Here is a 26,446-nt window from a genome sequence, read left to right as displayed (position 1 = left end):
ACAGACTGGGTTCTAGACTATCAGTCCGACGACCATCATGGCGATGCCGAGCAGCGAGACCATCCAGATCAACGAGCGGACTTTTGGAATACCTTGAAGGTAAAGCGGGATGTAGGCGATGCGCGCCAGGAACCAGACCCATCCGCCGATCAGACCGATACCGCGAGCATCGCTGTAAAAGGCCAGAGCCAGGATCAGTGCCACGACGGCTGGATAGGTTTCGCGGTAATTCAATGAGGCACGCTCGGCGCGACCGGCGATCGGAGCCTTGGGCTTCAGACCTTCATCGCGCGGACCGGCATTCCATTTCGGTCCCAGTTCACGGGTCGCGAAGAAGCCTTGCAGCATGACATGAACGATCAGCAGCACGACGCTGCAAACCAGAAGCGCCATGTAGGGCGTTGCATGCGCAGCGATCGGATCCATTCTGTCTACCTCGTTTTCGGCGTTCGAACGACCATGAAGCGCGCAGCAGGCGCAGCTTCTTCGATATCAGACAATCGAATTGAGAATGACGAGACGCCCGCGAACACTCTTCGCGGGCGTCTTATTCAAAGATCAGAGATCGAGAACCAGACGTTCCGGATCTTCCAGGCTTTCCTTGACGCGAACAAGGAAGGTCACCGCTTCCTTGCCGTCAACGATACGGTGATCGTAGGACAGCGCGAGATACATCATCGGACGAATGACGATCTGGCCACCGACCACGACCGGGCGATCCTGGATCTTGTGCATGCCCAGGATACCGGACTGCGGCGCATTCAGGATCGGCGAAGACATCAGCGAACCGTAAACACCACCATTGGTGATGGTGAAGGTGCCGCCCTGCATGTCTGCCATGCCCAGAGAACCGTCGCGTGCAGCCTTGGCGAGACGGCCGAGTTCCTTCTCGACGCCAGCAATCGACAGCTGGTCCGCATCGCGGATGACCGGAACGACAAGACCCTTGTCAGTGCCGACAGCCATGCCGACGTGACAATAGTTCTTGTAGATGATGTCCGTGCCGTCGATTTCGGCGTTGACGGCTGGCAGTTCCTTCAGGGCGTGCGTGACAGCCTTGGTGAAGAAGCCCATGAAGCCAAGCTTTACGCCGTGCTTCTTTTCAAAAACGTCCTTGTAACGGTTACGCAGGTCCATGACCGCCTTCATGTCCACCTCGTTGTAGGTGGTCAGCATGGCAGCTGTGTTCTGTGCATCCTTCAGACGCTTGGCGATCGTCTGGCGCAGACGCGTCATCTTCACGCGCTCTTCGCGAACAGCATCGTCCGTGGAAGACGGTGCGCGCGGAGCGGCAGCAACCGGAGCCGGTGCGGAAGCCACCGGACCCTTGGCGATCGCCGCCAGCACATCGCCCTTCAGCACCTGGCCGCGCTTGCCGGAACCATCAACATCAGCCGTGTTGATGTTGTTGTCGGCAGCAAGCTTTGCCGCAGCCGGAGCAGCGGGCATCGAGGACGTTGCGGGTGCAGCGGCGGCGGCAGGCTGGGCAGCCGGGGCCGGAGCGGCCGCCGGGGCAGCGGCAGGCTGAGCCGAAGCAGAACCGGCAGCACCTTCGGCAATCTGGCCGAGCAGCGCGCCGAGACCAACGGTCTCGCCGGCCTGAGCGACGATTTCCGTGAGAACGCCGGATGCCGGCGCCGGAACCTCGACAGTAACCTTGTCGGTTTCCAGTTCGACGATCGGCTCGTCAGCCTTGACCGTGTCGCCCACCTTCTTGAACCAGGTGCCGACGGTTGCCTCGCTGACGGATTCGCCAAGAGTAGGGACGCGAATTTCGGTGGCCATGATCTGTTTCCGTTTTAAATCCGATATCGTGTTTTACGAGTGAAGGCGGGGCGGCTGAAATCAGCCGCCGAGCGCGTCTTCGAGGAATGCTTCAAGCTGTGCGAGGTGCTTGGACATCAGGCCCGTTGCCGGAGAAGCGGCTGCCGGACGACCCGTGTAGCGAACGCGCTGGTACTTGGCGTCGATATGCGCCAGAACCCATTCGAGATACGGATCGATGAATGCCCATGCACCCATGTTCTTCGGCTCTTCCTGGCACCAGACCATTTCGGCATGGCGGAAGCGGGACAGCTCGTTGATGAGCGCCTTGGCCGGGAACGGATAAAGCTGTTCCAGACGCAGCAGGTAGATGTCATCAATGCCGCGCTTTTCACGCTCTTCCAGCAGATCGTAATAGACCTTGCCGGTGCACATCACAACGCGGCGGATCTTGTTGTCCTTCTGGAGCTTGATCGGGCCGTCCTTGATCACTTCCGCATCATCCCACAGCAGACGGTGGAACGAGCTTTCGCCCGCCATTTCCGCCAGCGAGGACGTTGCGCGCTTGTGGCGCAGCAGCGACTTCGGCGTCATCAGGATCAACGGCTTGCGGAAATCACGCTTCAGCTGACGGCGCAGGATGTGGAAGTAGTTGGCAGGCGTCGTGCAGTTCGCGACCTGCATGTTGTCTTCCGCGCACATCTGAAGCCAGCGCTCGAGACGTGCCGAAGAGTGTTCCGGACCCTGACCTTCGTAGCCGTGCGGCAGAAGGCAGACGAGACCGGACATGCGAAGCCACTTGCGCTCACCCGACGAGATGAACTGGTCGAACACGACCTGCGCACCGTTGGCGAAGTCACCGAACTGGGCTTCCCAAAGCGTCAGGGCGTTCGGGCGCGCCAGGGAGTAGCCGTACTCGAAGCCGAGAACCGCTTCTTCCGAAAGCATCGAGTTGATGACCTCGTAGCGGGCCTGGTTGGGAGCCAGGTTTGCCAGCGGAATGTAACGCTCTTCCGTGTCCTGATCGTAGAGAACCGAATGACGCTGCGAGAAGGTGCCGCGCTCGCAATCCTGACCGGACAGACGAATCTTGTGGCCTTCCGTGACCAGCGAACCGAAGGCCAGCGCTTCCGCCATCGCCCAATCGATCCCTTCGCCGGTCTCGACCATCTGCGAACGGTTTTCCATGAAGCGCTTGATCGTGCGGTGCGCGTTGAAGCCGTCCGGAACGGTCGACAGCTTGCGACCGATTTCCTTGAGGCTCTTCATCGGTACGGCCGTCTTGCCACGACGCTGCTCGTCGGCATTGTCAGCCGAACGCAGGCCGGACCACTGACCATCCAGCCAGTCGGCCTTGTTAGGCTTGTAGCTCTGGCCAGCCTCGAATTCCTGCTCCAGATGGGCACGCCAATCGGCCTTCATCTTCTGGAATTCGCCGTCGGTGATCAGACCCTCGGCAATCAGACGCTCGGCATAGAGTTCCGTCACCGTCTTGTGGGCGCGGATGACCTTGTACATCTTCGGCTGCGTGAACGCGGGCTCGTCGCCTTCGTTGTGGCCGAAGCGGCGGTAGCAGAACATGTCCACAACAACCGGCTTGTGGAACTTCATGCGGTATTCGGTTGCGATCTTGGCCGCGTAGGTCACCGCTTCCGGATCGTCGCCGTTGACGTGGAAGATCGGGGCCTCGATCATCTTGGCAACGTCGGACGGATAGGGCGACGAACGGGAGAAGGCCGGGTTCGTCGTAAAGCCGATCTGGTTGTTGATGATGAAGTGCATCGTGCCAGCCACGCGGTGACCGCGCAGGCCGGACAGGCCGAGAATTTCAGCGACGACACCCTGACCGGCAAACGCCGCATCACCGTGGATCAGCAGCGGCAGAACCTTTGCGCGCTCCTTGAGCGGAATGATGTCGCCATCCCAGCTCTTGGTCAGCATGTCCTGCTTGGCACGCGCCTTGCCCATCACGACCGGGTTGACGATTTCCAGGTGCGACGGGTTGGCCGTCAGCGACAGGTGAACCTTGTTGTTGTCGAACTCACGGTCAGAGGAAGCACCGAGGTGGTACTTCACGTCGCCGGAACCTTCGACTTCATCCGGCTTGAAGGAACCGCCCTTGAACTCATGGAACACGGCGCGGTGCGGCTTGTGCATCACGTTCGTCAGAACGTTCAGACGGCCACGATGCGCCATGCCGAGAACGACTTCTTCCAGACCGTCCTGACCACCGCGCTTGATGATCTGCTCAAGAGCCGGAATGAGCGCTTCACCACCGTCGAGACCGAAGCGCTTCGTGCCCTTGTACTTGACGTCGATGAACTGCTCGAAGCCTTCGGCCTCAATGAGCTTGGACAGAATTGCCTTCTTGCCGTTCGCCGTGAATTCGACGCCCTTGTTTGGGCCTTCGATGCGCTCCTGAATCCAGGCCTTTTCCTCCGGGTTGGAGATATGCATGAATTCAACGCCGAGCGTCGAGCAGTAGGTCCGCTGCAGGATCTCCAGCATCTCGCGGATCGTGGCATATTCCAGACCCAGCACATTATCGATGAAGATCTTGCGGTCGTAATCGGCTTCCGTGAAGCCATAGGCGGTTGGAGACAGCTCGTTGTAATCTTCGACCGGTGCGGCAAGGCCAAGCGGATCGAGCTTTGCATGCAGGTGGCCGCGCATGCGGTAGGCGCGGATCATCATGATGGCGCGAACGCTATCACGCGTTGCCTGCAGGACTTCCGTCGCATCCACTGGCTTTCCGGCGGCGGCTGCGGTTGCCTCGGCCTTGGCCTGAACCTTCTTTTCGATGGCCTTCTCGACGACCGGCCAGTTTCCATCAAGCGCGGAAACCAGTTCGCCGTTTGCCGGAATAGGCCAGTTCCTGCGCTGCCAGGAGGCGCCCTTGGCGGCCTTCTTCACGTCTTCCGGATTATCGGCAAGCGCCTTGAAAAAGGACTGCCATTCCGGACCGACCGAATTGGGATCGTCCTCGTACTTCGCATAGAGCTGCTCGATATAGGCAGCATTCGCGCCGTCGAGGAACGAGGTGATAAGGAACTGCTCGTTGGCTTCTTGCCGTGCCATGGTGCTACCGCGGACGTAACGCCCGCCTCCTGACGTAATCTTGAAACCGGATCTTCAAGCGCCGGTTATCGCTTTCATTCGTAGTGCCGCGGGCGTAACTGCGGAACAGGCCCTTTTTGCGGCTGAGGCAGGCGAACCATCGACTGATTCGCCTGCCTAAAGCTTGATACTCGCAACTTATCTGGCGCTAGCCCTTGAGGACTTCAACCAGTGTCTTGCCGAGACGTGCCGGAGAAGGCGAAACCTTGATACCAGCTGCTTCCATGGCAGAGATCTTGGATTCCGCATCACCCTTGCCGCCGGAGACGACAGCACCGGCATGACCCATGGTGCGGCCCTTCGGAGCAGTGCGGCCTGCGATGAAGCCCGCCATCGGCTTTTTGCGGCCCTTCTTGGCTTCGTCGATGAGGAACTGAGCCGCATCTTCTTCGGCCGAACCACCGATTTCGCCGATCATGATGATCGAGGTCGTGGCTTCGTCCGCAAGGAACATTTCCAGCACGTCGATGAACTCGGTGCCCTTGACCGGGTCGCCGCCGATGCCGACAGCCGTCGTCTGGCCAAGGCCTTCATTCGAAGTCTGGAACACGGCTTCGTAGGTCAGCGTGCCGGAGCGGGAAACGATACCGACCGAACCCTTGCGGAAGATGGAGCCCGGCATGATGCCGATCTTGCACTCTTCCGGTGTCAGGATACCCGGGCAGTTTGGTCCGAGCAGGCGCGACTTCGACTTGTCGAGCTTCGCCTTGACGCGCACCATGTCCGCAACCGGAATGCCTTCGGTGATGCAGGTGATGAACGGGATTTCGGCGTCGATCGCTTCGATGATGGCGTCCGCTGCACCTGCTGGCGGAACATAGATCACGGTCGCGTCAGCGCCGGTCTTTTCCTTGCCTTCGACAACGGAGGCAAAGATCGGCAGGGTTTCACCCTTGGAACCGGTCCAGTTGCTGCCGCCCTTGGACGGGTGGATGCCGCCGACCATCTGCGTGCCGTAATAGGCCAGCGCCTGTTCGGTGTGGAAGGTGCCGGTCTTGCCGGTCAGGCCCTGTACGAGGACCTTTGTGTTCTTGTTTACAAGAATGGACATCGAATAGGTTCCTCAGATTAGCCGTTGATCGCCGCGACGATCTTCTTGGCCGCATCGTCCAAGTCGTCAGCTGCGGTGATGGCAAGGCCGGATTCGTTCAGCAGCTTCTTGCCGAGTTCGACGTTCGTGCCTTCGAGGCGGACGACGAGCGGAACCTTCAAGCCCACTTCCTTCACGGCGGCAATCACGCCTTCCGCGATGACGTCGCACTTCATGATGCCACCGAAGATGTTGACGAGGATGCCCTCGACCTTCGGGTCAGCCGTGATGATCTTGAACGCAGCCGCAACCTTCTCCTTGCCGGCGCCACCGCCGACGTCACAGAAGTTTGCCGGCTCCTTGCCGTACAGCTTGATGATGTCCATGGTTGCCATGGCAAGGCCCGCGCCGTTGACCATGCAGCCGATGTTGCCATCGAGAGCAACGTAAGCCAGATCCCACTTGGATGCTTCGATTTCCTTGGCGTCTTCTTCCGTTTCGTCACGCAGTGCGCGAACGTCTTCGTGGCGGAACAGAGCGTTGCCGTCGAAGGAAACCTTGGCGTCGAGAACGCGCAGGTTGCCGTTGGTCATGACGATCAGCGGGTTGATTTCGAGAAGGGCCATGTCCTTCTCGACGAAGGCCTTGTAAAGCGCCGGGAAAAGCGACTTCGCATCTTCAGCAGCAGCGCCGTCGAGCGCGAGAGCGGCGGAAATCTTCGCCACATCGTCAGCCGTTACACCCGTTTCCGGGTCAATGGCGATTGTGTGGATCTTCTCGGGCGTATCATGCGCAACCGCTTCGATATCCATGCCGCCTTCCGTCGAAACGACGAAGGCAACGCGGCCAACCGAACGGTCGACCAGCAGCGAGCAGTAAAGTTCGCGAGCAATGTCGGCACCGTCTTCGATGTAGAGACGGTTGACCTGCTTGCCGGCTTCGCCCGTCTGCGCCGTCACCAGCGTGTTGCCGAGCATGTCCTTGGCGTGGGCGACGACTTCGTCGATCGACTTTGCAAGACGAACACCACCCTTGGCGTCAGGGCCGAGTTCCTTGAACTTGCCCTTGCCGCGGCCGCCAGCATGGATCTGGCTCTTCACGACATAAAGCGGGCCCGGAAGCTGCTTTGCAGCTGCTGCGGCTTCGTCTGCGGAGTGAATCGCCACACCCTGGGCGACCGGCGCACCAAAGCCCTTCAGGAGAGCCTTGGCCTGATATTCATGAATATTCATCGTCTGGTCCTTAAATCCTGGTCCGCGAACGGATTACTTCAGAGAAGGAGCGATGTTGGTGCAGGCTTCGCAGAGACCGGCGACAGCACCGACGGACTTTTCGAAGGCTTCCTTCTCGTCCTTGTTCAGGTCGATTTCGATGATGCGCTCAACACCGCCAGCGCCAATGATTGTGGGTACGCCGACATACATGTCGTTGACGCCGTACTGGCCGGAAAGATGTGCGGCGCATGGCAGAACACGCTTCTTGTCCTTGAGGAAGGACTCAGCCATTTCGATGGCCGATGCAGCAGGTGCGTAATAGGCAGAGCCGGTCTTCAGCAGGCCGACGATTTCTGCACCGCCGTCACGCGTACGCTGAATGATCTGCTCCAGACGCTCAGCCGTAACCCAGCCCATCTTGACGAGGTCGGTCAGCGGGATGCCGGCGATCGTGGAGTAGCGAGCGAGCGGCACCATGGTGTCGCCGTGACCACCCAGAACGAAGGCCGTCACGTCTTCAACGGAAACGTTGAATTCTTCAGAGAGGAACAGGCGGAAACGAGCGGAGTCGAGAACGCCAGCCATGCCGACGACCATGTTCTTCGGAAGACCGGAGAACTTCTGCAGAGCCCAGACCATTGCGTCGAGCGGGTTGGTGATGCAGATGACGAAGGCGTTCGGTGCGTACTTCTTGATGCCGGCGCCGACCTGTTCCATGACCTTCAGGTTGATGCCGAGCAGGTCATCGCGGCTCATGCCGGGCTTGCGGGCGACACCAGCGGTCACGATGCAGACGTCTGCGCCTTCGATGGCCGCATAATCGCTGGCGCCGGAAAGCTTGGCATTGAAGCCTTCAACCGGACCGGACTGGGCGATATCGAGACCCTTGCCCTGCGGAACGCCGTCGGCGATGTCGAACAGGACGATGTCGCCCAATTCCTTCAGGCTGGCCAAATGCGCCAGCGTGCCACCGATCATGCCGGAACCAATAAGTGCAATCTTCTTGCGAGCCATTGAGATGCTTCCTCTCTATTCGAAGGCACGGCCGGCATGAGACCTGTCGACCGATCTGGGCATCCGCATAGCTCTAATACTTGAAATTGGCAAACGATTATTTTGGAGCCAGTATTTTCAATCGGTTAAAGCATTAAATTCTTACGTAAACGTAAGATATTTCGTCATGATTCCGTCAGATTTGTTTATGCTTTTCCTGATGAAGTACCAGATAATCAGGGCTACGCATTTCGAAGAGACGAGAAACCGTGCGGTCGAACTCGAAGCCTTCGGTGCCATGACGTTCCAAGAGCAGGGATTCCGCAGGTGCTTCCGCTGTGATGAACACCCGGACCGTCCGATCGTAGAATGTATCGATGAGATTTATGAAGCGCTTGGTTTCGTTGCGCTTGTTGAGACCGAGCCGCGGCACGCGCTCGATGAAGACGATATCGAAGCGCTTCGCAATCTCCAGGTAATCGGCAGCACCAAGAGGCTTTTCGCAAAGATCTGCAAAACTGAAACGGGCAACGCGCCCGACAGCACAGGGAACGGGGATCACCCGCCCCTTGCGCGGAATTTCCGTCGCTTCGATCTTCCTGCCATCGGTGATCTGATGCCAGGCGGATTCCATCGCTGCTTCCGAGCGTCCATCAAGCGGTGAAAGATAGACCGGCAGGCTCGCTGTTTTCTCCATCCGGTAATCGGTCGGTGAATCCAGCGTCACCACATCGACATACTGCTTCAAGAGCTCGACGGAGGGCAAAAACAGCGAACGATTCAGGCCGTCCTTGTAGAGATTATCCGGCGCGACGTTGGACGTTGTCACGAGAATGCAGCCAAGCCGGAACAGTTCGGTAAAGAGGCGCCCGAGGATCATTGCATCGGCAATATCCGTGACGGAGAATTCATCGAAGCAGAGCAGTTCCGCCTCGGCAAAGATGCTGGCGGCAACCGGCGGAACCGGATCCGTTTCCTTCGTTTCCCCATTCTTCAGCTTCTGCCGGTGGGCATGGATCCGTCCATGCACATCCGCCATAAATTCATGAAAGTGGCAGCGTCGCTTGGCGGCAACCGGAGCCTTGGCAAAGAACATGTCCATCAGCATGGTCTTGCCCCGACCCACCGAGCCGTGAACATAAAGACCGCGTATGGCCTGATCCGAGCGCTTGCTCTTCTTGGCGAACAGCCAGCCAAGCGCGCTCGTCTTTTTCGCCGGGACGCGACTGCGCAACTGCGAAAGTACCCGGTCTAGATGACCGGCAACAGACAACTGCGCCCTGTCAAGTTGCAGCGAACCGGCAGCCGTAAGGCTTGCCAGTTCATCAGTCACGCTGTTGTTGTAATCAGGCAGTTTGGCCATGCATGTTGCTCATTGCGCCAACCAAACCAGCAATCTCAAACGTCATCGGACAAACACGGCCAGAGCAGGTCCAGCAAAAGTGCGTCAGCGGTTTTGCGTCCGGACTGCGTAAAGCAGAAGTAGAGAGCATTTCAGGCGATCCCGTTTTACCGAAATGCTCTAGTCGGATGCCCAATGAGACAGCAAGCGGTGGCGTTTGTCCGATCTGATCAGATTTGCTTATCGGCTCAGGCTGATCGCCTGGCCGGAATTCGTTGTGCCGTCAAAACGTGTATCGGCGCTTTTGTAGACGCGGCCGATGACATCACCATTGCGGTTCTTGAACAGCACGTTCTTGCCGGAGACTTCCCATGAGCCCATGGTGGTGAGTTCGCCCGCACAGCCACGCGTGCCGCCGCGCGAACCACTGCCGAGGTTGGTGAGCGTGAGGAACATGTCGCAGCTCGTTCCGCCGCTATTGACACGCCAATTGCCGACCATCGACTCCTTGGTCACGTCAAGCGCAGTAGCAGGTGCCTGCCCACCGCCTGGCGGCAAGGAAGCAACGGCTGTGCCTGCTGCGCCATTGTTGGGGGCTGCCGGAAACTGCGACGGATCCGAAGCACCCGGAGGAGGCAACTGGTTGGCCTGTACCGATGGAACCGGCTGCGCCTGCAGGGGAGCGGGGCCAGGCAGATTGCTGTAGGGGCTTGAAGAGGTTCTCTGGCAGCCGGCCAAGGACACTGCGACCAAAACGCCGGTCACCACATATCTGAACTGCATCATTAAGCTCCCAAATCTCCGCTTCGCTCAACCGACACCTGTGCGGCGCACAAGGATTATCGCTGATGATTGTCTCAAATCAAGTCATTGCGCATGAATGAACCATGCATTCACGCGGTTACCTCGCCCAAATGGTACATTTGAGGGCGAGGTCAACCATGAAGACAGGACTAGATGCGGCGCTCGACCATCATCTTCTTGATCTCGGCAATTGCCTTGGCGGGGTTTAGACCCTTCGGACAGGTCTGCGCACAGTTCATGATGGTGTGGCAACGGTAGAGGCGGAAGGGATCCTCGAGATTGTCGAGACGCTCGCCCTTGGCTTCGTCGCGGCTGTCGATCAGCCAGCGGTAAGCCTGCAGAAGAACAGCCGGACCGAGGTAACGGTCGCCGTTCCACCAGTAGGACGGACAGGAGGTCGAGCAGCAGGCGCAGAGAATGCACTCATAGAGACCGTCGAGCTTCTGGCGGTCTTCATGGCTCTGCTTCCACTCCTTGGCAGGAGTCGGGGATACCGTCTTCAGCCAAGGCTCGATCGAGCGATGCTGCGCATAGAAATTCGTCAGATCCGGAACCAGATCCTTCACGACCGGCATATGCGGCAGCGGGTAGATCTTGACCGTCCCGTTGATGTCGTCCATGCCCTTGGTGCAGGCCAGCGTGTTGGAGCCATCAATGTTCATGGCGCAGGAACCGCAAATGCCTTCACGGCACGAACGGCGCAGCGTCAGCGTCGGATCGACCTTGTTCTTGATGTAGAGCAGCGCATCCAGAACCATCGGGCCGCAATCGTCGATATCGACGAAATAGGTATCGATCCGCGGATTCTGGCCATCATCCGGATTCCAGCGATAAATGCGGAATTCGCGAACATTGGTAGCACCGGTCGGCTTGGGCCAGACCTTGCCTTCGGTCATCTGGGAGTTCTTTGGAAGAGCGAGTTCAACCATTTTTGGACCTTCGATCCTCGGCGGTAACCGCCTGACTGTTCATCTTGATATAATCATTCGGCGCCCATTGCGCCAATGCTGCATTTGCCATCTTCCAGGGCTTGCCATCGGTGGCAGACCACAGAAGCAGAAGTCTTTCTAGGCCACGGCGCACTGCCATCCAGACATTGCGTCCTGGCGGAGGCACCCGATCCGCCTTTTTGGCAGCGCGATCGGTCGCAATGACGCTCGCCGCACCGGATTGCATCACGACCCACGGCGACAGATCAGCGATCTTCAATCCGTGCCAGGACGGCGCCCAGAGGAAGTCATCCGCCGGCATAAGCACATCACCGATACGATCCAGCAACCGCTGCGCTGCCTTGCGCGTCAGCATGTAAGCGGCTGCCCCCGAACACGGACGCAGAGAACGCACAAACGCCCGATCTCCGGCATTGCCGAGTCTCAGCGCTTTTCGCGCACCTGGCCGATAGATGCCCTCAAGCTTGACGATGTCCGCATCGAACCCCTGCCGGAGCAGAGCCTCGATAGCGGCCTCGAACCCTTGCTGCGGCACGGCATCGTCTTCGAGGATGATGCCGTGGTCGAATTCGGATTCCAGAAACGTTCGCCATGCCAGAATGTGACCGGCCAGGCAGGCCTCCTCCGTCAGCATGAACAAGCGGTTGCGATGCGCGTTCCATCCCAGAGCATTGGGCGGAACCCGCAACGGCAAACGTCTGACCGCCAGAACCGCTGCCGGGTCAAGCCGGGCGTCGATCCCCGCAATCCTCTGCAAGGGCCATGGCAGGCTGCCGAACCCTGCCTCGATCTGCCGCCATCGATCCGGCGACCGATCGAGATTGATTGCGAACAGGCCGAGTGGCCTCCCACCAGAAGCGCTATTCACTGTTCCGGGAAAGGAGACCACCATGCTCATCGATCAGTACACACGCGCCTTTGGCGCGATCTTCGCATCATCGATGCCGTCGGCAATCAGGTCTGTGTGGACCGGACGATAGTCCAGCTTCACGTCACCGTTGTCGGCAACCCAGGCCAGCGTATGCTTGCGCCAGTTTTCGTCATCGCGACCGCCCATCGGACCATCCTTGTAGTCCTCACGGGCATGCGCGCCGCGGCTTTCCTTACGGGCTTCCGCGCCATAGACCGTTGTGATGGCATTGGCCATCAGGTTCTGCAGTTCCAGCGTTTCCACCAGATCCGAGTTCCAGATCATCGAACGGTCGGTGACCTTCAGATCCTTCATTTCGGTCCAGATTGACGAGAGACGCTGGCAACCGCTTTCGAGCGATTCCTGCGTCCGGAACACGGCTGCGTCTTCCTGCATGGCGCGCTGCATCTTGTCGCGAAGCACCGCCGTCGGCGTGGCACCGGAGGCATGACGCAGACCGTCGAAGCGATCCATGATCTTGTCGCAGGCAGCAACATTCAGAGCCGGGATCGGCTCATCGCGATTAACGACCTGCGCTGCACGGATGGCAGCGGCGCGACCAAAGACCACGAGGTCGATCAGCGAGTTGGAGCCGAGGCGGTTTGCACCGTGAACCGATGCGCAGCCGGCTTCGCCAACGGCCATCAGACCGGGCAGAATACGATCCGGATTATTGGAGTCGGCGTTCAGCACTTCGCCCCAATAGTTCGTCGGAATGCCACCCATGTTGTAGTGGACCGTCGGCAGAACCGGGATCGGCTCACGCGTCACGTCAACACCTGCAAAGATCTTCGCGCTCTCGGAAATGCCCGGCAGACGCTCGTGCAGTACAGCCGGATCGAGGTGGTCCAGATGCAGGAAGATGTGGTCCTTGTTCTTGCCAACGCCACGGCCTTCGCGAATTTCCATCGTCATGCAGCGAGACACGACGTCGCGTGATGCCAGATCCTTGGCGGATGGGGCATAGCGCTCCATGAAGCGCTCGCCTTCGGAGTTGACGAGGTAACCGCCTTCGCCGCGTGCACCTTCGGTGATCAGGCAGCCTGAACCGTAGATGCCGGTCGGGTGGAACTGAACGAATTCCATGTCCTGAAGCGGGAAGCCGGCGCGGGCCACCATGCCGCCGCCATCGCCCGTGCAGGTATGGGCAGAGGTCGCCGAGAAGTAGGCACGGCCATAACCGCCGGTTGCCAGCACGACCATCTTGGCCGCAAAACGGTGGATCGTGCCGTCATCGAGGTTCCAGGCCACGACGCCGGTGCAGCGACCGTCATCGGACATGATCAGATCAAGCGCGAAATATTCGATGAAGAATTCCGCATTGTTTTTCAGCGACTGGCCATAGAGCGTGTGCAGGATGGCGTGGCCCGTACGGTCAGCGGCCGCGCAGGTGCGCTGCACCGGCGGACCGGCGCCGAAGTTCTGCATGTGGCCGCCGAACGGACGCTGGTAGATCTTGCCTTCCTCGTTACGCGAGAACGGCACGCCATAGTGCTCAAGTTCATAGACCGCCTTCGGCGCTTCCATGACCATGTACTGCATGGCATCCACGTCGCCCAGCCAGTCGGAACCCTTCACGGTGTCGTAAAGGTGCCACTGCCAGCTGTCCGGCGTCATGTTCTGCAGCGAGGCCGCAATACCGCCCTGCGCCGCAACGGTGTGGCTGCGGGTCGGGAAAACCTTGGTGATGCAGGCCGTCTTGAAGCCCTGCTCGGCCATGCCAAGTGTGGCGCGAAGACCGGCGCCGCCGGCTCCCACGACAATCACGTCATAGGAGTGATCGACGTAGGTATAGGCCTTGCCGTTCTGCGCAATAGGTGTGATCGAAGCCATTGGATGTTATCCTGCGAATGCGATCTTCAGGGCGGCGAAAAGACAGAGTCCACCGGCCAGAAGCGAAAAGAAGGAATTGAGGATCAGAAGCGCAAACTTCGTCCCTTCGGTGTGGATGTAATCCTGAATGATTTCTTCCATGCCGAGCTTCATGTGGACGATCGAGGCAATGATCGTCAGCGCATTGATCGTCGCGATGAACGGGTTGGACAGGGCTGAAACAACCTCTGCGTAGGGCTTGCCCGCATACATGATCAGGAAGCCGACATAAAACAGCAGAAGCGGAACCAGCGCGATCGACGTTGTCCGCACTTTCCAGAAGTGCTCCGTGCCGCTCTTGGCGGAGCCAAGCCCGCGAACCTTGCCGAGTGGAGTACGCATATCCATAAGGTGTTTCCTTACCGTACGATCAGAACCACGATCCACACGAGAACCGTGAGCGCGATCGAAGCAACCAGATTGGCCTTGGCGAGCTTTGTCGAGAATTCCTTCTCGAAACCATAGCCCAGATCCCACATGATGTGGCGAAGGCCACCCAGAAGATGATGCAGCATGGCCCAGGTGTAACCGAACAGGATAAGCTGTCCTACGATGGAACCGAAGAACCAGTTCACCTGATTGAAGGCGTGCTCGCCGGAGGCGGCGGCAACGAGCCAGGCGGCCACCAGAACCGTGCCGAAATACAAGGCGCCACCGGTAATGCGGTGGACGATCGACATGGCCATGGTAGGAATAAAACGATAGACCTGAAGGTGCGGCGACAGTGGCCGCTTGTTTGTTACATTCGCCATCATAATCCTCGCGGCGTTCGTGCGTGATTGAAACGGGCACGGTCCCGGCGCAGCATGCTCACCATAGAGTATGTGCATCGCATCATCGGCTGATTTACCCATCGATTTGGCATATCACAAGCCGGATTCAGAAGGTTTTTAAATTTAATCGATTGTGGAGACAGCGCATTCTGTCGCAAGCATCATGCTTCCCATCGCCTCTTTATACGATCGAGCGAGATGACGGGTTGATCAATGCAACTTTCTGCCAATACTATGGTTAACTTACTCTTAATTTCGAGAGGAAAAGCCATGATGGCCGGACTGATAAAGCATGCGCTTATTGTCGCAATCTGCCTGACAGCGCCGCTGGCAGGTGCGCGGGCAGATATGGTCTGGGGATCTTCACCCAATTCCCTCGCAAAACAGTCTGGTCCGTCGGATCGTCACGGAAGCTGGACGAACCACCGTTCACCGCGAAACGAATATCGCTTCAGCGCTCAGAATACCTATCATTATCAATCCGGCCATCAGCGGCGTGACGTCGTGGGCGGCAACGGTCTGCCTTCTTACGTCCGCGGCCTCGGCACCTTCGCAGGCGGGCTGAGCGCCGTTCGCTTCCGCGGAAACGGCATCTACTTCTTTGCAGATGGCATCGGGAATGGGAGCGCATCCGATGTTGGTCCCGGCGCCAAGATCATCACTGTGTCCCCGACGGGCAAGACAAACGGGAAATCGGCCTGCGCCATGGAACATGGTGTCTGCGTGGTGCGCGGCTCGCCGTAATCATTCGGAAGGCAGAAATCGCCAGACCGTCGTGCGCTTGATCTCGCTGTCTTCCAGCGCCCGCGTAACCGGCACCTCATAGGTGCCGAGCGCTTCCAGCCGCCGCTTGGGGAGGTAGTAGCGACCGGGATCACCGACGATGATATCCTTTCCCTGCGCCAGAAGCTCATCGAACCAGACGGTTATGCGTGCCGCAAATTCGCGATCATAGAAAACGTCTCCCGCAAGCACGACATCCTGATCGATTGAGTGCCCCACCAGATCTTCAGCGGAGAAATCAAGCTCGACGCCATTGACCTCAGCGTTCAGCGCGATCGCGCTTTTCGCCCAGGGGTCGATATCGACAGCCAGTACGGAGCTCGCTCCCGCCATGGCCGCCGCTATTCCCACCAGCCCCGAACCCGATGCAAAATCGAGAACAGACTTGCCCGACACACAGTCCGGATGATTGAGCACATGCCGCGCAAGCCCCTGCCCTCCGGCCCAGGCAAAGGCCCAGAACGGCGGCTGCAGACCTATCTGCTGCAGCTCATCCTCTGTTTTCAGCCATAGATCATGCGCTTCATCGGCAAGATGCAGTTGTATCTCCGGCACATGCGGCGGCGCCGTCAGGCTTGTATTGGCAAGGATGAACTCAACCGGGTCGGTTTTCAGGCGTCACCTATTCAGAAGGAGAAAGCGGCGGATTATCGAGCCCGCCCATCCGGCAAACCTCAAACCACTCCTCTTCCGTCACGGGCTGCACGGAGAGCCGCATGGAGGTGACGAGAGACATCTTGGCGAGCTTCGGGTTCGCCTTGATATCCTTGAGCGAGACGGGCTTCGGCATATCGCAGACGGCGCGTATATCCACGCAATCCCAGCGCAGATCCCCCTCTGCCGTGGAATCCGGATGAGAAAGCGTGCAGACCTCGGTTATGCCGACGACCTCCAGCCCCTCGTTGGAGTGATAGAAGAAGCCTTTGTCACCAATCTTCATGGCCCGCATATTGTTGCGCGCCAGATAGTTGCGAACGCCGGTCCATTCTTCGCCTTCTGCGCCCTTGGCCTTCTGCATCTCCCAGGACCACTTGAAGGGTTCGGACTTGTACAGCCAGTAAGCCATGCCGCTTACGCTCCCGGCTTGTTGAAGACCCAGTTATAGGGCTTCACCTCGACAGAGGAAAACAACCCAGCCTTGGCATAAGGATCGGCATCGGCAAGCGCCTGCGCCTCCTCAAGCGTCTCCGTTTCGACAATGATCAGGCTGCCATTCGGCTTGCCTTCAGCATCCAGAAACGGACCGGCGATCTTCAGGATACCCTTGTCATTCAGCGCGTTGAGGTGATCTAGATGCGCCGGACGCGTCTCCATGCGCACATTCAGGTGGCCGGGTTTATCGGTGCAGAGAAAGGCGAAAAGCGCCATGGTTCATGCTCTCCTGTCGAAAAATCATTCGGTTGTAATGGGGCGGCTCATCAGCCGCTCCAGCGCAGTGGTGACATCCAGCCTGCCCTCGATGATGGCGGCAACTGCATCGGTGATTGGAAGCTCGACGTGATGGCGCGAGGCAAGATCCGAGGCAATCGCGGCGGTGAACGCACCTTCCACCAGCGCACCACCAGCCATATCCGCCGGATGCCCCTGCCCCAGCGAAATGCCGAAGCGCAGGTTGCGCGATTGGTGGCTGGTGCCGGTCAGCACCAGATCGCCCAGACCGGAAAGGCCGCGGATCGTCTCTCCCCGACCGCCAAGCGCTTCCGCAAGGCGGGACATTTCCGCAAGCCCTCGCGAGATGAGCGCGGCTCTCGCCGATTCACCCAGGCCCGCTCCCTCTGCAATGCCGCAGGCAATCGCCAGCACGTTCTTGAGCGCCCCACCCAATTGAACGCCAATCGGATCGGCAGAGGCATAGAGCCGGAAGGTGCGACCGGAGATAACCCGCGCCAATCGCTCCGCGATCGAAAGATCGGCGGCAGCGACGGCCATTGCAGTCGGCAGACCGCGGGCAATATCCGCCGCAAAGCCTGGACCGGAGAGAACGGCAGCCGAGTGATGCGGCAATTCATGGCCCAGCACCTCTGTCAGCAAACGCCCCGAAGAACGCTCGATCCCTTTAGCACAGGACACGATGATGGTCTCGGACCGGATGTAGGGCCCATAGTGGCGTGCCGCATCCGCATGCGCCTGGGAGGGCATTGCAAACAGCACGATGCTTGCCTCTTCCAGCGCATCGGGCTCAGCGGAAAAGACAAGATTATCTGGCAGCGGCACGCCGGGAAGCGCTGCATTGTGGACTCGATCATTGCGCAGATCCGCCATCAGGGATGGATCCCGCCCGATCAGCGTCACCGGCACGCGGCCTTCCAGCGCCACAACCGTTGCCAGCGCCGTCCCGAAGCTTCCTGCCCCGACGACGACGATGTTTTCCCGTTCGCTCATGCCTTTGCTCCCCGCTTGCCGGACCCGATGAGGGCGGCCGCTTCATTGTCGAGTGGCCAGCGAGAGCGCGGAGCAACAGAAATCGGATCGGCGGGAAGACCCGCTGCCATACGTTCCAACCCGGCCCAGGCAATCATGGCGGCATTATCGGTACACAGGTTCAATGGCGGCGCGATGAAGGCAAAGCGATGCTCGTTGCACAGATCCTGCAGCGTGGATCGGATAACCTGATTGGCCGCCACGCCGCCCGCCACCACAAGCGAAGGCTCGGAAAGCGCGGGAGAACGCTCGCGAAAGCGCGCAAGCCCACGTCCGATCCGGTCCTTCAAGGTTCGTGAGATGGCGCGTTGGAAGGAGGCGCAGATATCGGCGATATCCTGCTCAGTCAGTGGCTGGATGGCGGTTGCCGCCTGCCGCACCGCCGTCTTCAGACCCGAAAACGAAAAATCGAGCCGCGCTTCCCCGACCAGAGGACGCGGAAAATCGAATCGCGTGGCATCGCCGGTGCGTGCTGCTTTCTCCACCGCTGGACCGCCGGGATAGGGAAGACCAAGAAGCTTGGCCGTCTTGTCGAAGGCTTCGCCCAAGGCATCATCAATCGTCGTGCCCCAGCGCTCGTAATCGCCAACGCCCTTCACCAGCACGAGTTGGGTGTGACCGCCGGAGACGAGCAGCATCAGATAGGGAAAACCGAGACCATCCGTCAGACGTGCCGTCAACGCGTGGCCTTCCAGATGGTTGACCGCATAGAGTGGCTTGTTGGCTGACATGGCAATCGCTTTGCCGGTCATCAGCCCCACCAGAAGTCCGCCGATAAGGCCCGGACCGGCCGTCGCTGCAACCGCATCCACATCTGACAGTTTGATACCTGCGCGGGAGAGAGCTTCCTCGATCAGGCCATCAAGAGCCTCGACATGAGCACGCGCCGCGATTTCAGGCACCACGCCTCCGAAAGCGCTGTGCTCTTCCAGCTGCGACAAAACGACATCGGAGATAATCTCGCCGCGCCCGTCCTCATGGCGCACCACAATGGAAGCAGCTGTCTCATCGCAGCTTGTTTCGATGCCGAGAATGCGAAGAGGGCGTGTCATAAAGGCCAGACGTCTTTGGATGAATTGCGATGCGGGCGAAACCCGTTTACGAAGCTATCGCGTAACAATGGATGACGACAGATGCAAACAAAACCTTTCCGCATTGGCACCCGCGGCAGCCCGCTGGCACTTGCACAGGCTTCCGAAACGCGCGCCCGCCTGATGGCTGCGCACAACCTGCCGGAAGAGATGTTTGAGATCGTCGTTCTCTCCACCAAGGGTGACCGCATCACCGACCGGTCGCTGGCGGAAGTCGGCGGCAAAGGTCTGTTCACCGAGGAACTGGAGGCACAACTCCTGACCGGGGAGCTGGATTTTGCCGTGCACTCCTCCAAGGACATGCCGACGCTTCTGCCTCCCGGGCTTGAGATCTCGGCCTATCTGCCGCGCGAGGATTTTCGCGATGCCTTCATCGGTCGCACGGCACCGACGCTGATGGAACTGCCAGAAGGTGCAACCATCGGCTCATCGTCGCTGCGCCGCCAGGCCCTCATTCGCCGCCGCCGTCCGGATATCTCGGTCATCATCTTCCGCGGCCTGGTGGAAACGCGCCTGCGCAAGCTGGAGGAAGGTCAGGTGGATGCCACGCTTCTGGCACTCGCCGGATTGAATCGTCTGTCCATGCCGGATGTTGCCACCGAATTGATGGACCCGGCCGAATTTCCGCCAGCACCGGCGCAAGGCGCGATCTGCATCGAAAGCCGCATCGGCGACCGGCGTGTGCTGGAACTGCTCGACGCGATCAATCATCGCCCCACCTGGGATGCCGTTTCCTGCGAACGCGCCTTTCTCGCCGCACTGGATGGCTCCTGCCGCACACCCATCGCCGGCTATGCGGTTTGCGATGGCGATAACCTGAAGTTCTCCGGCCTGATCCTGACACCGGATGGCACGAAAGAGCACGCTGTTCAGATGGAAGGTCCGCGCATCGATGCGGGCACCATCGGCGTGAAGGCCGGAACGACGGTGCGGGAAGCGGCTGGCACAGGTTTCTTCGAAGGCTGGGTGTAGTCCGATATGCGGGTATTGGTGACCCGACCACGGCAGAGTGCTGAACGCACGGCAGAAAGACTGCACAAGCTTGGTCATCAACCTCTCATCCTGCCGCTCACACGCCCGCGTCATCTGCCTGAAGACGCAGAAAAAGCGCTTGGCCGCCCCCATTCTGCACTGGTCGTCACCAGCGCTGAAGCGGTGCGGGCGATTTCCAAACTCGACCTTTCTGCATATCTCGATGTTCCGGTGTTTGCGGTTGGCTCTGCAACGGCAGACGAGGTGCGTCACGCCGGATTTTGCACCGTCCGGGTGGCAGATGGCACCGGCGAAGGGCTTGCCCGTCTGCTGATTGACCTCGACCGTCAGGATCTTCTCTATCTGGCAGGGCATCCGCGTTCACCGGATCTTGAACGGGGCCTCACCGCTGCGGGCATCCGCTTCTCCACCACCGTCTGTTATGAGATGCTACCGCTTGTCTGGATACGTTCTGAGGTGCAAGTGCTGGAAACAGCTCCCGATGCGGTGCTTCTGTATTCCGGCGAAGCAGCGCGGCTGTTCATGGAGCAACCATTGGTTAGGGATAATCCTGACTTCTGGCAAAACTGCCGCGCCCTATGCCTCAGCGGTAAAGTTGCCCGCAGCCTTGGCGAAGCGACGAAAATGAAGGTTTCGGTTGCCAGCCAGCCAACGGAAGAGGCGCTGTTCGCTCTCCTTTCTTGAACAACCGGAACCAAAATCCCTCGAGCCCCTTTCCATCATCCATCCGGCTGACTAGTTTTGAGCTGGAACAGTTCTAGAAGAGGTTGCCATGGTTTCGGATAAGCCGCCCCGCCGCTCCCGTTCGGGAAAGACCCCAGTCACACTTGATCTGGCGGCCGAGGACAAGGGCATCATCGCCGAACCCGTGCGCGCCAATGACACGGACGAGCCGACTGCGAGCACACCGGTCGACCCCGTGGCCGACCATGCGACCGCCGACGCCATCACGCAAACCACGTCGGCAGCAGACGATGCGCCCGCACAAAGCGCTCCGGCATCAGGCGAAGCAACCGCTCCCGACGCACCACCGGCCAAACTCGGGTCAGAAGCCGATCCGGCCTCTTCCGCCGGCGCGCCAGCGACATTGAATGACACGCTGAAGCCTGCGGACATCGCCTCCTCCGAGCAAAATCCGTCGCCCTTCAGTCAGGCAGCGGAAACACAGCCTGAGGCTCCTGTGTCGCCAGCATCGTCGACGACTGCGCCTCTGGCTTCCAATCACGCAGGCGAGACCTCGAAAAAATCACCCTCCACATCTGCCATGATCGCCGCTGGCATTGCAGGCGGTCTTGTTGCGCTTCTGCTTGCCGGAAGCATGCAGTATGCGGGCATTATTCCCGGTCTCGGCCCGCAAGGGCGTGGCGATGCAGCGGCTATCGACCAATTGCGTCAACAGGTCGCCGCTCTCCAGACCGCCAAGCCTCCGGCAGATCTGACCGCGCGCATTGCGGCACTTGAAAAGAACGGTGGCGGAAATGCTGAGCTTGCCCAACAGGTGGAAAGCCTGCAGCGAGATCTGGCCGCGGCAAAATCCGCCAGTGCCGCCATGGGCGATAACAGCGCCAAGCTTGGCCAGCGCATGCAGGCGCTTGAACAGCGGATCACCCAGCCGGGCCGGGAGCAGGCCATTGCCCGCGCACTGGCTGCGGCAGGGCTGAAGGCCGCAACGGACAGAGGCGGCTCGTTCAAGGCTGAACTCGATACCTTTGCGAGCGTGGCAACCGACGATCCGGCAGCCTCGAAACTGCAAGCCTACGCGGACAAGGGTGTACCGACTCGCGCCGATCTGGTCCGCCGCTTTCCTGCCGCTGCAAATGCCATGATCGATGCCATTCACCAGCCCGCCGCTGAGGAAGGCATAGCAGCGCGCCTGATGTCGAGCGCCATGCGCGTAGTGAAGGTTCGTCCGGTTGGAGATGTCGACGGCGATACGCCGGAAGCGCGCGTGGCCCGCATGGAAGAGCGCATCAAGAATGGCGACCTGAAGGCTGCAGCAGCGGAGTTCAACGGCCTGCCGGATGCAGCAAAGCAGGCAGCCTCAGCCTACAAACAGGCACTCGATGCGCGCATAGACGTGGATGAACTCGCTGCCGGGACGCTGACGCGTGCCATGGCTGCCAGTGGTTCGAACGGTTGAGGAGCATCTGAATGATCCGTCTGTTTATCTTCGCGATCGTTACTCTTGCCCTCGGTTGGGGCTTTTCCTGGCTGGCAGATCGCCCCGGCCTGATTGCCATCACCTGGCAGGACCAGTTGATCGAGACCAGCATCATGGTTGCCGCCACGGCGCTAGTTGCACTCATCGGCGCGGTCATGTTCGTCTGGTGGCTGATCCAGACAATCTGGACCTCTCCGCATTCGGTGCGCCGCTTCTTCCGTGCGCGCAAGCGGGATCGCGGCTATCAGGCGCTCTCGACCGGCCTTATTGCCGCCGGTGCTGGCAACGCGCTTCTGGCGCGCAAGATGACCGCTCGCGCCCGTGGCCTGTTGCGGGCGGATCAGGAGCCGCTCATTCACCTGCTGGAAGCGCAGACGGCGCTCATCGAGGGTCGTCACGAGGAAGCCCGCGAAAAGTTCGAGCGAATGGCCGATGATCCCGAAACGCGGGAACTGGGTCTGCGCGGCCTTTACATGGAAGCGCGTCGGCTGGGCGCCAACGAAGCAGCACGGCAATACGCGGAAGCAGCCGTCGAGAATGCCCCCTATCTGCCCTGGGCCGCTGAGGCGACCCTCGAATACCGCTCGCAGTCTGCGCGATGGGAAGAGGCCATTCGCCTGCTCGACCAGCAGAAGGTGGCCAATGTCATCGAGCGGAAGCGGGCAGACCGTCTGAAGGCCGTGCTTCTCACCGCCCGCGCCACGGAACGGCTCGAAGGTGACCCAAAGGGGGCAAAAGACGATGCAAATGCCGCTTTGAAGCTCGCGAAGGATCTTGTTCCGGCGGGCATTATCGCCGCCAAGGCTTATCTTCGGGAAGACAATCTGCGCAAGGCTGCAAATGTCCTTGAGGGTCTGTGGAAACACCAACCCCACCCGGATGTGGGCATGCTCTATCTCCGCGCCCGTCCCGGCGACAGTGCGGCGGATCGCATGTTGCGCGCCGAACGGCTGGAAAAGCTCAAACCCAACAACCCGGAATCGCTTCTGATCATGGCGCAAGCCGCGCTGGACAAACAGGATTTCAAACTTGCGCGTGAGAAGGCGCAAGCAGCACTTCGCATGGATCCGAGAGAAGGCATCTATCTGCTTCTGGCCGATATCGAAGATGCAGAAACCGGTGATCAGGGCCGCATTCGCCACTGGATGGCGCAGGCGGTTCGCGCCCCGCGCGACCAGGCCTGGGTGGCAGATGGTTTTGTATCGGACCATTGGCTGCCGGTCTCGCCCGTGACAGGAAGGCTTGATGCGTTCGAATGGAAGCGGCCCTTCGGACAGCTCGAAGGTCCGGTCGAGGAAGGCACGGTTGCTGCCGAAACGGCCATCGCAAATCTTCCGCCGGTCATCGCTCAATCGAGCACAGGGGAGCAGGCACCTGAACCCGAACCGTCGACGGTATCTTCAGCCATCAAGCCGGCACCACAAAAGCCGGTCAAACTGGAGGTCATCCAGCCTTCCGCCGCAAGTCCCGCCCATTCAAAGCCCTCGACCCCACCCGTGGAAGAGATAAAGGCGCCGGATCCGTTCAACGGTCGTCCGCCAGATGATCCAGGCGTCAAGGATGAGACGGCTTCCACTTCAAGCGCAACCAGACTGCGGCTGTTTTGACCATGCTGATGTTCGAGCGAATTCAGGAATTTTTTCAGGAACTCGGCGTTGGGCGTCCGGATGATGCCTACTCTCCGGACGATCCGCGCGTGGCCTTCGCAGCCCTCTGCTTTCAGGTGATGGAGGCCGATGGCTCCATTTCAGACAAGGAGAAGCTGCGCCTGGAAGATATGCTGCGCGAACGCTACCAGCTGGACAAGTCGCATCTCGATAGCCTGATGGAAGCAGGGCGCTCCGCAGGGTCGGAAGCGGTTGACTATTATCGTTTTACCTCCGATCTTAAGCGACATCTAAATCCCGACGAATGCGTCGCACTGATCGGAGCCCTCTGGGATCTGGTCTATGCCGATGGCGAGCGCAGCGAGATGGAGGACCATGTGATCTGGCGTATTGCCGATCTTCTGGGGGTTTCGGCGCGGGATAGAGTAACGGAGCGGCAGAAAGTGGCGGCTCGGACGGTAGGAAAGGATGCGGGAGGAGATTAAGGATTGGTCGTCGATGCTGATGGTGCCTAACCGTCGAACTGAAAAGCAACCCATTCTCGTCGTTCTGCATCAGGAACGCTCTTCTCCCGGTCGCGTCGGCCAGATGCTGACGGAAAAGGGCTACCCGCTTGACATTCGCCGACCAGTCCTCGGTGATCCGCTACCCGATACCCTAGCAGGTCACGCAGGCGCGGTCATCTTCGGCGGCCCGATGAGCGCCAACGATCCGGAACCTTTTGTGAAGACAGAGATCGACTGGATCTCGGTTCCCCTGAAAGAAAACAAGCCCTATCTCGGAATCTGTCTCGGCGCACAGATGATGGTGAAAAACCTGGGCGGAAATGTTGGTCCGGACCGGGAAGGCATGACCGAGATCGGCTGGTATCCCATCCGCCCCACGGCGCATGGCCGCCTGCTGATGGACTGGCCATCCATGGTATACCATTTCCATCGAGAAGGTTTCGATGTCCCACGCGGGGTCAAGCTTCTGGCAGAGGGCGATGCTTATCCGCATCAGGCCATCCGCTATGGCGAAAATGCCTGGGGCGTCCAGTTCCACGCAGAACTGACACGGGCCATGATGCACAGCTGGGTGGTGCGCGGCGCATCGCGCTTCACCATGCCCAATGCGCAACAAGGCCGGGAGCATCTGGAAGGCCGGATGATCTTCGATGCACCGTTACGCGCATGGCTTTGGAATTTTCTCGATCTCGTCTTCGACAAGCCAGCTTTTGAGACGGCGCAGCCCGTCAAACCGAACCTGGAAAGCGTATAGGCGCTATCGATCGCTCGGCGCATCGAGATTATCGATCCGACGCAGTTTCGGGAAGCCGATCGCCCAGATAATGGCAACCGCCAGAGTTCCGAAACCGCCGACCACGACCGCCGGGACAGCGCCGATCAAATGCGCCATTGTGCCCGCACGGAATTCGCCAAGCTCGTTCGACGCACCGACAAAGACCATGTTCACGGCGTTCACCCGGCCGCGCACCTCATCCGGCGTCCACAGCATGATGAGGCTCTCACGCACATAGACTGAGATCATGTCCGACGCACCCATCAGCATCAGCGCGGCGATCGAGAGCCAGGCGACTTGCGACAAACCGAATACAATGGTCCCTGCCCCGAACAGTCCGACGCCGACAAACATCAGCAGGCCCGCATGGTGACGGATCGGATAGGCAGCCAGAAGCACGGCGACAACAAGCGCCCCGATGCCGGGAGCTGCGCGCAGCAAGCCTAGACCCCATGGTCCGAGCGCCAGAATATCCCGGGCGAACACTGGCATGAGAGCAACAGCACCGCCCAGCAGAACCGCAAACAGATCGAGCGATATCGCCCCCAGCACCACCTTTTCGCTGAAGATGAAGCGGAAACCTGCAAGGATCGTGTTCCAGCTGACCGCCTTCGACGCCGTGCGCTGGTTCGGCTTCGGGATGCTGATGATCAGCACCATTCCTGCCGCCATGAAGAAGAGAGCGACGCTGTAAGCGGCAACCGGGCTGACACCGTAAAGCAAACCTCCAGCGACAGGCCCAAGGATCGAGGCCGTCTGCCAGGAGGAAGAGTTCCAGGCAATCGCGTTGGGCAGGTCCGCCTCCGGCACAAGGTTCGGCGCGAGCGACTGTACGGCGGGCCCCATGAAGGCGCGCTCTATGCCGAAAACCACCAGGATCCCGAAAACAGGCCAGGGCGAGAAACTATGCGTCAGGGTCAAGCCCAGCAAGGCCGCCGTGCATAAACCACCAATCCCGAGGCAGATCGCGACGATGGCGCGTCTGTTGTAGCGATCGGCCACGGAGCCCGTCACGAGGATCAGCAAAAGCGACGGCAAGAACTGAAAAAGGCCGATGAGCCCGAGATAGAGAGCATTGCCGGTCACATCATACATCTGCCAGCCGACGGATACGCTGACGATCTGGATCGCAAAGGCTGCCAAAAAACGCGAGAAGAAGAAGCGCGCATAGGCGGAATGCCGGAATGCGGCAAAGCGATCAGCTGAGGCGGTAATGGACATGGATGCTTGGCTTTCGCAACGCTCCCGACAGAAACGGAACGCCGTTCACTATGATTCGCAATGGGCCGAGGGTCAGCCCTTGTGGCTTAAGTCGTCAATAGCTAAATGTCTGTCAACCG

Annotated in this window: 26 protein-coding genes; 7 read left to right on the top strand and 19 right to left on the bottom strand. The window is 59.7% G+C overall.

The window, feature by feature from the left end:
- Positions 1-12: 12 nt before the first annotated feature.
- The 13 genes from G6N80_RS12495 to sdhC form a co-directional block, all read right to left on the bottom strand.
- Complete coding sequence (locus tag G6N80_RS12495) at positions 13-426, bottom strand: MAPEG family protein (protein ID WP_062556095.1); 414 nt, start codon at positions 424-426, stop codon at positions 13-15.
- A gap of 132 nt (positions 427-558) precedes the next feature.
- Positions 559-1,785, bottom strand: coding sequence for a 2-oxoglutarate dehydrogenase complex dihydrolipoyllysine-residue succinyltransferase (gene odhB, locus G6N80_RS12490; RefSeq protein ID WP_062556096.1), 1,227 nt, complete (start codon positions 1,783-1,785; stop codon positions 559-561).
- Between the two features lie 60 nt (positions 1,786-1,845).
- Entirely contained in the window at positions 1,846-4,842 is a 2,997-nt protein-coding gene (locus tag G6N80_RS12485; protein ID WP_062556097.1) for a 2-oxoglutarate dehydrogenase E1 component, read from the bottom strand.
- 187 nt (positions 4,843-5,029) lie between these two features.
- Positions 5,030-5,932, bottom strand: a complete 903-nt coding sequence (gene sucD, locus G6N80_RS12480; RefSeq protein WP_062556098.1) for a succinate--CoA ligase subunit alpha — start codon at positions 5,930-5,932, stop codon at positions 5,030-5,032.
- 17 nt (positions 5,933-5,949) lie between these two features.
- The gene (sucC, locus tag G6N80_RS12475) at positions 5,950-7,143 is read right to left on the bottom strand and encodes an ADP-forming succinate--CoA ligase subunit beta (RefSeq protein ID WP_062556099.1); all 1,194 of its coding nucleotides are present in this window, start codon (positions 7,141-7,143) and stop codon (positions 5,950-5,952) included.
- A 33-nt stretch (positions 7,144-7,176) separates the two neighbouring features.
- Entirely contained in the window at positions 7,177-8,139 is a 963-nt protein-coding gene (gene mdh / locus G6N80_RS12470; protein ID WP_062556100.1) for a malate dehydrogenase, read from the bottom strand.
- A gap of 175 nt (positions 8,140-8,314) precedes the next feature.
- Entirely contained in the window at positions 8,315-9,481 is a 1,167-nt protein-coding gene (zapE, locus tag G6N80_RS12465) for a cell division protein ZapE (protein WP_165134163.1), read from the bottom strand.
- Between the two features lie 219 nt (positions 9,482-9,700).
- Positions 9,701-10,243 carry a protease inhibitor Inh/omp19 family protein gene (locus tag G6N80_RS12460; RefSeq protein WP_062556292.1) on the bottom strand — a complete coding sequence of 181 codons (543 nt, stop codon included), beginning with the start codon at positions 10,241-10,243 and terminating at the stop codon, positions 9,701-9,703.
- Between the two features lie 170 nt (positions 10,244-10,413).
- Positions 10,414-11,193 carry a succinate dehydrogenase iron-sulfur subunit gene (locus G6N80_RS12455; RefSeq protein WP_062556102.1) on the bottom strand — a complete coding sequence of 260 codons (780 nt, stop codon included), beginning with the start codon at positions 11,191-11,193 and terminating at the stop codon, positions 10,414-10,416.
- A complete protein-coding gene (locus G6N80_RS12450) occupies positions 11,186-12,112 on the bottom strand; it encodes a glycosyltransferase family 25 protein (protein WP_062556103.1) in 927 nt (308 codons plus the stop codon). The genes G6N80_RS12455 and G6N80_RS12450 overlap by 8 nt, the downstream gene beginning before the upstream one ends.
- Before the next feature lie 3 nt (positions 12,113-12,115).
- Entirely contained in the window at positions 12,116-13,957 is a 1,842-nt protein-coding gene (gene sdhA, locus G6N80_RS12445; protein ID WP_165134160.1) for a succinate dehydrogenase flavoprotein subunit, read from the bottom strand.
- A gap of 6 nt (positions 13,958-13,963) precedes the next feature.
- Positions 13,964-14,344 (bottom strand): succinate dehydrogenase, hydrophobic membrane anchor protein, encoded by a 381-nt coding sequence (sdhD, locus tag G6N80_RS12440; protein ID WP_062556105.1) that lies wholly within the window; start codon positions 14,342-14,344, stop codon positions 13,964-13,966.
- Positions 14,345-14,355: 11 nt separating this feature from the next.
- Positions 14,356-14,748 (bottom strand): succinate dehydrogenase, cytochrome b556 subunit, encoded by a 393-nt coding sequence (gene sdhC, locus G6N80_RS12435; protein ID WP_062556106.1) that lies wholly within the window; start codon positions 14,746-14,748, stop codon positions 14,356-14,358.
- Between the two features lie 294 nt (positions 14,749-15,042).
- Between sdhC and G6N80_RS12430 the strand changes: the two genes are divergently transcribed.
- On the top strand, positions 15,043-15,513 hold the full coding sequence (locus G6N80_RS12430; protein WP_165134157.1) for a hypothetical protein: 471 nt from the start codon (positions 15,043-15,045) through the stop codon (positions 15,511-15,513).
- On the opposite strand, the gene G6N80_RS12425 is transcribed toward G6N80_RS12430, so the two are convergent.
- From G6N80_RS12425 to tsaD, 5 genes are read right to left on the bottom strand one after another with little or no spacing between them, the layout of a single operon-like run.
- Complete coding sequence (locus G6N80_RS12425; RefSeq protein ID WP_165137058.1) at positions 15,514-16,167, bottom strand: class I SAM-dependent methyltransferase; 654 nt, start codon at positions 16,165-16,167, stop codon at positions 15,514-15,516.
- Between the two features lie 7 nt (positions 16,168-16,174).
- Complete coding sequence (locus G6N80_RS12420; RefSeq protein WP_062556109.1) at positions 16,175-16,618, bottom strand: EVE domain-containing protein; 444 nt, start codon at positions 16,616-16,618, stop codon at positions 16,175-16,177.
- Between the two features lie 5 nt (positions 16,619-16,623).
- Positions 16,624-16,920: a YciI-like protein gene (locus tag G6N80_RS12415; protein WP_165134154.1), complete on the bottom strand. Its 297-nt coding sequence runs from the start codon at positions 16,918-16,920 to the stop codon at positions 16,624-16,626.
- 24 nt (positions 16,921-16,944) lie between these two features.
- Complete coding sequence (locus G6N80_RS12410; RefSeq protein WP_165134151.1) at positions 16,945-17,934, bottom strand: NAD(P)H-dependent glycerol-3-phosphate dehydrogenase; 990 nt, start codon at positions 17,932-17,934, stop codon at positions 16,945-16,947.
- Positions 17,931-19,025 carry a tRNA (adenosine(37)-N6)-threonylcarbamoyltransferase complex transferase subunit TsaD gene (gene tsaD, locus G6N80_RS12405; protein ID WP_165134148.1) on the bottom strand — a complete coding sequence of 365 codons (1,095 nt, stop codon included), beginning with the start codon at positions 19,023-19,025 and terminating at the stop codon, positions 17,931-17,933. The genes G6N80_RS12410 and tsaD overlap by 4 nt, the downstream gene beginning before the upstream one ends.
- Positions 19,026-19,106: 81 nt before the next feature.
- Between tsaD and hemC the strand changes: the two genes are divergently transcribed.
- The 6 genes from hemC to G6N80_RS12375 all read left to right on the top strand — a co-directional run bounded on the left by hemC (position 19,107) and on the right by G6N80_RS12375 (position 25,085).
- The gene (gene hemC / locus G6N80_RS12400) at positions 19,107-20,036 is read left to right on the top strand and encodes a hydroxymethylbilane synthase (RefSeq protein ID WP_062556113.1); all 930 of its coding nucleotides are present in this window, start codon (positions 19,107-19,109) and stop codon (positions 20,034-20,036) included.
- Between the two features lie 6 nt (positions 20,037-20,042).
- The gene (locus G6N80_RS12395; RefSeq protein WP_165134145.1) at positions 20,043-20,741 is read left to right on the top strand and encodes a uroporphyrinogen-III synthase; all 699 of its coding nucleotides are present in this window, start codon (positions 20,043-20,045) and stop codon (positions 20,739-20,741) included.
- Between the two features lie 88 nt (positions 20,742-20,829).
- On the top strand, positions 20,830-22,197 hold the full coding sequence (locus tag G6N80_RS12390; RefSeq protein WP_062556115.1) for a COG4223 family protein: 1,368 nt from the start codon (positions 20,830-20,832) through the stop codon (positions 22,195-22,197).
- Positions 22,198-22,208: 11 nt separating this feature from the next.
- Positions 22,209-23,825 carry a heme biosynthesis protein HemY gene (locus G6N80_RS12385; protein ID WP_165134142.1) on the top strand — a complete coding sequence of 539 codons (1,617 nt, stop codon included), beginning with the start codon at positions 22,209-22,211 and terminating at the stop codon, positions 23,823-23,825.
- 8 nt (positions 23,826-23,833) lie between these two features.
- On the top strand, positions 23,834-24,310 hold the full coding sequence (locus G6N80_RS12380; protein WP_062556293.1) for a tellurite resistance TerB family protein: 477 nt from the start codon (positions 23,834-23,836) through the stop codon (positions 24,308-24,310).
- Between the two features lie 13 nt (positions 24,311-24,323).
- Entirely contained in the window at positions 24,324-25,085 is a 762-nt protein-coding gene (locus G6N80_RS12375) for a glutamine amidotransferase (protein WP_062556117.1), read from the top strand.
- Positions 25,086-25,088: 3 nt separating this feature from the next.
- Here G6N80_RS12375 and G6N80_RS12370 read toward each other — a convergent pair whose 3' ends face one another.
- Positions 25,089-26,327 (bottom strand): MFS transporter, encoded by a 1,239-nt coding sequence (locus tag G6N80_RS12370; RefSeq protein WP_165134139.1) that lies wholly within the window; start codon positions 26,325-26,327, stop codon positions 25,089-25,091.
- Between the last annotated feature and the right edge of the window lie 119 nt (positions 26,328-26,446).

The sequence above is a fragment of the Rhizobium rhizoryzae genome (assembly GCF_011046895.1).
GTDB lineage: Bacteria > Pseudomonadota > Alphaproteobacteria > Rhizobiales > Rhizobiaceae > Neorhizobium > Neorhizobium rhizoryzae.
The sequence above is the reverse complement of the archived record's forward strand: the minus strand, read 5'-3'. Positions and strand labels throughout refer to the sequence as shown.

Bases quoted from the DNA above. Each gene is read 5' to 3' on its own strand.
- G6N80_RS12495 (WP_062556095.1), bottom strand. From the start codon at position 426: ATGGATCCGATCGCTGCGCATGCAACGCCCTACATGGCGCTTCTGGTT.
- odhB (WP_062556096.1), bottom strand. From the start codon at position 1,785: ATGGCCACCGAAATTCGCGTCCCTACTCTTGGCGAATCCGTCAGCGAG.
- G6N80_RS12485 (WP_062556097.1), bottom strand. From the start codon at position 4,842: ATGGCACGGCAAGAAGCCAACGAGCAGTTCCTTATCACCTCGTTCCTC.
- sucD (WP_062556098.1), bottom strand. From the start codon at position 5,932: ATGTCCATTCTTGTAAACAAGAACACAAAGGTCCTCGTACAGGGCCTG.
- sucC (WP_062556099.1), bottom strand. From the start codon at position 7,143: ATGAATATTCATGAATATCAGGCCAAGGCTCTCCTGAAGGGCTTTGGT.
- mdh (WP_062556100.1), bottom strand. From the start codon at position 8,139: ATGGCTCGCAAGAAGATTGCACTTATTGGTTCCGGCATGATCGGTGGC.
- zapE (WP_165134163.1), bottom strand. From the start codon at position 9,481: ATGGCCAAACTGCCTGATTACAACAACAGCGTGACTGATGAACTGGCA.
- G6N80_RS12460 (WP_062556292.1), bottom strand. From the start codon at position 10,243: ATGCAGTTCAGATATGTGGTGACCGGCGTTTTGGTCGCAGTGTCCTTG.
- G6N80_RS12455 (WP_062556102.1), bottom strand. From the start codon at position 11,193: ATGGTTGAACTCGCTCTTCCAAAGAACTCCCAGATGACCGAAGGCAAG.
- G6N80_RS12450 (WP_062556103.1), bottom strand. From the start codon at position 12,112: ATGAGCATGGTGGTCTCCTTTCCCGGAACAGTGAATAGCGCTTCTGGT.
- sdhA (WP_165134160.1), bottom strand. From the start codon at position 13,957: ATGGCTTCGATCACACCTATTGCGCAGAACGGCAAGGCCTATACCTAC.
- sdhD (WP_062556105.1), bottom strand. From the start codon at position 14,344: ATGGATATGCGTACTCCACTCGGCAAGGTTCGCGGGCTTGGCTCCGCC.
- sdhC (WP_062556106.1), bottom strand. From the start codon at position 14,748: ATGGCGAATGTAACAAACAAGCGGCCACTGTCGCCGCACCTTCAGGTC.
- G6N80_RS12430 (WP_165134157.1), top strand. From the start codon at position 15,043: ATGGCCGGACTGATAAAGCATGCGCTTATTGTCGCAATCTGCCTGACA.
- G6N80_RS12420 (WP_062556109.1), bottom strand. From the start codon at position 16,618: ATGGCTTACTGGCTGTACAAGTCCGAACCCTTCAAGTGGTCCTGGGAG.
- G6N80_RS12415 (WP_165134154.1), bottom strand. From the start codon at position 16,920: ATGGCGCTTTTCGCCTTTCTCTGCACCGATAAACCCGGCCACCTGAAT.
- G6N80_RS12410 (WP_165134151.1), bottom strand. From the start codon at position 17,934: ATGAGCGAACGGGAAAACATCGTCGTCGTCGGGGCAGGAAGCTTCGGG.
- tsaD (WP_165134148.1), bottom strand. From the start codon at position 19,025: ATGACACGCCCTCTTCGCATTCTCGGCATCGAAACAAGCTGCGATGAG.
- hemC (WP_062556113.1), top strand. From the start codon at position 19,107: ATGCAAACAAAACCTTTCCGCATTGGCACCCGCGGCAGCCCGCTGGCA.
- G6N80_RS12395 (WP_165134145.1), top strand. From the start codon at position 20,043: ATGCGGGTATTGGTGACCCGACCACGGCAGAGTGCTGAACGCACGGCA.
- G6N80_RS12390 (WP_062556115.1), top strand. From the start codon at position 20,830: ATGGTTTCGGATAAGCCGCCCCGCCGCTCCCGTTCGGGAAAGACCCCA.
- G6N80_RS12385 (WP_165134142.1), top strand. From the start codon at position 22,209: ATGATCCGTCTGTTTATCTTCGCGATCGTTACTCTTGCCCTCGGTTGG.
- G6N80_RS12380 (WP_062556293.1), top strand. From the start codon at position 23,834: ATGTTCGAGCGAATTCAGGAATTTTTTCAGGAACTCGGCGTTGGGCGT.
- G6N80_RS12375 (WP_062556117.1), top strand. From the start codon at position 24,324: ATGCTGATGGTGCCTAACCGTCGAACTGAAAAGCAACCCATTCTCGTC.
- G6N80_RS12370 (WP_165134139.1), bottom strand. From the start codon at position 26,327: ATGTCCATTACCGCCTCAGCTGATCGCTTTGCCGCATTCCGGCATTCC.